5 protein-coding genes and 1 pseudogene are annotated in these 4,197 nt (G+C 43.6%); all 6 read right to left on the bottom strand.

Annotation, left to right across the window (positions count from 1 at the left end):
* Nucleotides 1–113, bottom strand: a pseudogene (gene oppB / locus R7E42_RS23625) (oligopeptide transporter permease); the annotation flags it as partial.
* Between the two features lie 128 nt (nt 114–241).
* On the bottom strand, nt 242–1,918 hold the full coding sequence (locus R7E42_RS23620) for an ABC transporter substrate-binding protein (RefSeq protein WP_017633862.1): 1,677 nt from the start codon (nt 1,916–1,918) through the stop codon (nt 242–244).
* Between the two features lie 532 nt (nt 1,919–2,450).
* A complete protein-coding gene (gene moaE, locus R7E42_RS23615) occupies nt 2,451–2,906 on the bottom strand; it encodes a molybdopterin synthase catalytic subunit MoaE (protein ID WP_167415363.1) in 456 nt (151 codons plus the stop codon).
* Nucleotide 2,907: 1 nt separating this feature from the next.
* Complete coding sequence (gene moaD / locus R7E42_RS23610) at nt 2,908–3,165, bottom strand: molybdopterin synthase sulfur carrier subunit (RefSeq protein WP_017636051.1); 258 nt, start codon at nt 3,163–3,165, stop codon at nt 2,908–2,910.
* Nucleotides 3,162–3,641, bottom strand: coding sequence for a cyclic pyranopterin monophosphate synthase MoaC (moaC, locus tag R7E42_RS23605; RefSeq protein WP_005380779.1), 480 nt, complete (start codon nt 3,639–3,641; stop codon nt 3,162–3,164). The genes moaD and moaC overlap by 4 nt, the downstream gene beginning before the upstream one ends.
* A 26-nt stretch (nt 3,642–3,667) precedes the next feature.
* Nucleotides 3,668–4,180, bottom strand: coding sequence for a molybdenum cofactor biosynthesis protein B (gene moaB / locus R7E42_RS23600; protein ID WP_005388935.1), 513 nt, complete (start codon nt 4,178–4,180; stop codon nt 3,668–3,670).
* Nucleotides 4,181–4,197: the final 17 nt, after the last annotated feature.

Below are 4,197 nucleotides of genomic sequence, written 5' to 3'. Positions count from 1 at the left end.
TCTGTCGAGAAAGGGTTTCCCGGTGCAAAGCGCATAAGAAAGAAAGATACGGTGATCAAAACCAACATTGTTGGGATCGCCTCAAATATCCTTTTTGCGATGAATTTAAGCATAAACTCACTCTTTCAGTCTGTGACAGTTAAATTAAAGAAGTCGTCCAATTCTTTTGGACTAAAGATAGGCGCTACATGCAATTTCTCACATGTAGGGCCTCATTTTTATAGTTCTATCGAGTTACGAATTACTCTGTGATGTAGAGATCTTTAGAGTAAATCTTGTCTTCCGCGTTATTTACTGGGAAGCCACCAACTTTCGGTGATAGTAGACGTGATTTCACGTACTGGTAGATAGGTGCGATTGGCATATCTTTTGCCATCAACTTCTCTGCTTCTAGGTAAAGCGCTTGGCGCTCTTCGTCAGAAGTTGAAGCAAATGCTTTGTTCATGATCGCATCGTACTCTTTGCTGTCGTAGTGAATACCACCAGTAGTGTTATTACTCATCATCAGCGTTAGGAAAGATGAAGCTTCGTTGTAGTCGCCACACCAACCTGCACGAGCAACCTCAAAGTTGCCAGAATCTTTGGTAGATAGGTAAGTTTTCCACTCTTGGTTTTCTAGCGTAACGTCAAGACCAAGTGTCTTCTTCCACATTGAACCCAGTGCAACCGCAAGTTTCTTGTGGTTCTCTGATGTATTGTATAGAAGGTTAAATTCAAGAGGGTTGTCTGCGCCGTAACCCGCTTCTTCCAATAGACGCGCAGCTTCTGCGTTACGCTCTTCTTGCGTCATTTTGCCGTATGCAGGGATTTCTGGGTTGAAACCTGCCGTAATTTCAGGTGTTAGGAAGTAAGCTGGCTTTTGACCTTGACCTAAAATCGCATCAGTCACAATGTTACGGTCAATCGCATAAGAAATCGCTTTACGCACACGAACATCATCAAACGGCTTTTTCTTCGTATTGAAGATGTAGTAGTAAGTACATAAGTTACCGGTTACAGACACTTCTTGTGGGTGCTCTTTCTTCAGACGCTTGAAGTGCTCTGTAGGCAGCTCGTTCGTGAAGTCGATTTCACCCGCTAGGAAGCGGTTCATTTCCGCTACTTGGTTCTCGATTGGTAAGAAAGTCACTTGATCAAGCGTCGTGTTTTCGTTGTCCCAGTACTGTTCGTTACGTTTTAGAACCAAACGCTCATTTACAACCCAGTTGTCAACAACATAAGCACCGTTACCTACAAAGTTCTCTGGCTTCGTCCATTGATCGCCGAACTTTTCAACAGTTGCTTGATGAACAGGTTTCACTGTCGTGTGGCCCATCATCATTACAAAATATGGTACTGCAGTATCTAACTCAACCACTAACGTGTGGTCGTCAACCGCTTTAACACCTAACTCGCTCTTATCTTTTTTACCCGCAACAATGTCTTTTGCGTTCTTCATCTTGGTGTATTCCATGTACCAAGCATATGGAGAGGCGGTTGCTGGATCGACTGCACGTTGGAAGCTGTAAACGAAATCACCTGCAGTGACAGGATCACCGTTTGACCATTTTGCGTCTTCACGTAAGTGGAAAGTGTATGTTTTGTTGTCTTCAGTTTCCCAAGATTCTGCAACACCAGGGATAGTGTTACCGTCCGCATCTTGGTTTACAAGGCCTTCAAGAAGATCGCGAATCACGTGGGATTCTGGAACACCTTGAGATTTATGAGGGTCTATTGTCGCAACTTCTGTACCGTTACCACGCACCAATTCTTGAACAGCAGCAAGTTTTGGCTCTTTAGAATCAGATTTAGCTTCAGGGGCTGGAGCCGGAGCAGGCTCAGCAGCTTGTTTCTCCGCAGGCTTTTCACCACAACCAGCTAGAGCGAGAGAAAGACCAGCACCAATAAATAAAGCGCGCGTGATTTTATTCTTATACATGCGTAAAACTCCAAATTTTTTCGTTAGCATCCATGACTTCTTTGTAAGGGCCTGGAACGGTCAGAGTTTTAGATTTTTTTAGTGCACTTTCTGAGCACAAAAGTCTAAAACCTTACAAAGACTGCGGCACACATTAGCAATCATTGAAGTAATTTGCCATAAAAATGTAGCAAAAAAACCAATAATGCTGACTAAACCACACATATCTAGCAGTAAACTCTAACCCCAAAGCATTCACCAGCCAAATAAAGACCAGAAGCGACATTTAACAGGCGAAACTTTCGATTAATCTGAGTTTAAACCATTTACTAGCATCTTATGCTAGATATTTACACATCATTTAACATTTATGACAAATCAAGTCTAACAAATAATTGTTTATATATTGGGCAAAAAACTTTTATTGTGAAGAATATCACCAGACAAAAGATAGGAAATATTGAAACAAAGTGAGCAATACAATGAAGATAAATACAAAAAAAGCTAAGTGCCATTGACACTTAGCTTTTTTCACTAGAATGAGGAGTGGGTTCTATTTTTCCCAACGCTGTGCAGCTTGGTGATCAGTATCGCGCGACTCAATCCAACGATCTTCATTCGTCGTGCGTTCTTTCTTCCAAAATGGTGCTTTGGTTTTCAAGTAGTCCATAATGAACTCGCAAGCATCAAATGCCGCGCCGCGGTGCGCACTGGAAACGCCCACAAATACAATTTGATCACCGCTATCCATGTCTCCGACACGATGAATCACGCGTACACCTAATAGTGGCCAGCGAGACTCAGCTTGATCGCAAATGTCGCTCAAGCTCTTCTCTGTCATCCCCGGATAGTGCTCTAGATGTAAACCAATGACATTATCCCCAAGGTTCATATCTCGAACTTTACCAACGAATGTAACGACAGCGCCGGCAGCCGTCCCTTCAGATAGACGTTGATATTCTTGCTCAACCGAAAAATCTTCAATTTGTACAGAAACACGAGAATCCATCTTAACCCCCAGTTACCGGCGGGAAAAACGCAACTTCGTCACCTGCTTTTACTTGTGTATCCAGAGGGACGATGGATTGGTTCACTGCAGCAAGTAGCTTTCCTGGCTCGAGCGCTAAATCCCACTTGCCATCTTTCTCAGTGCCTTCTTCCACTAGATGTGCACGAATTGATTCAACCGTTTCAAACGGCCCGTCTAACTCGACACTGTCGATGCCAATCAGCTCACGAGTTTGAGCAAAGAAAAGTACTTTAATCATGATTCCACCTTAAAGTGACCAGATTTACCACCCGTTTTCTCTAGTAGACGAACTTGACCAATGACCATGTCTTTTTGTACTGCTTTACACATATCGTAAATCGTTAGAGCAGCAACGGAAGCTGCCGTGAGCGCTTCCATTTCCACACCAGTTTTACCCGCAAGTTTACATACTGATTCGATGCGAACTTTGTTTTCTGCTTCGATAGCTTCCAGTTGAACTTCAACTTTAGAGAGTAGTAGCGGATGACAAAGTGGAATCAAATCCCAGGTTTTCTTCGCAGCTTGAATACCAGCAATACGAGCCGTCGCAAATACATCACCTTTGTGGTGCTGGCCAGAGACAATCAGTTGAAGTGTTTCTGGGGCCATGTGAACAAATGCTTCAGCACGAGCTTCACGAACCGTCTCCGTTTTTGCTGACACGTCAACCATGTTTGCTTCGCCAGAAGCATTGATATGTGTAAATTGGGTCATTGTTTTTCCTTCGCTTTTAGGAAAGGTTATACAGATAGGTGTGGCATGAAGTTACAAGGGCGATGACTTGCATCCAACTGCTGTTTAATAATTTTTGTCCAGCCTGTGCGGCACGCACCAGTTGAACCTGGCATTGCGAAGATCACGGTGTGGTTAGCAAAACCAGCAATCGCACGAGACTGAATCGTAGACGTACCGATCTCTTCGTACGACACCATACGGAACAACTCACCAAAACCTTCAACTTCTTTATCAAATAGGGGCTTAAGTGCTTCTGGCGTGCTATCACGTGAGGTGAAACCTGTACCGCCAGTAATCATGATCGCTTGTACGCTTTCATCAGCAATCCATTGAGAAACAATCGCGCGGATCTTATACATGTCATCAATAACAATTTGCTTGTCTACTACGTTGTGACCCGCTTCTTGAGCATGCTCAGCTAGGTAACGACCAGAGGTATCGTTTTCTTCAGTACGAGTGTCAGATACCGTTAGAACGGCAATATTTGCAGGTTGGAATTTGCTTTCAGCGTGACCCATTTGTTCACCTATTCTCT

The sequence above is a fragment of the Vibrio sp. Vb1337 genome (assembly GCF_033338715.1).
Taxonomy (GTDB): Bacteria; Pseudomonadota; Gammaproteobacteria; order Enterobacterales; family Vibrionaceae; genus Vibrio; species Vibrio alginolyticus.
The sequence above is the reverse complement of the archived record's forward strand: the minus strand, read 5'-3'. Positions and strand labels throughout refer to the sequence as shown.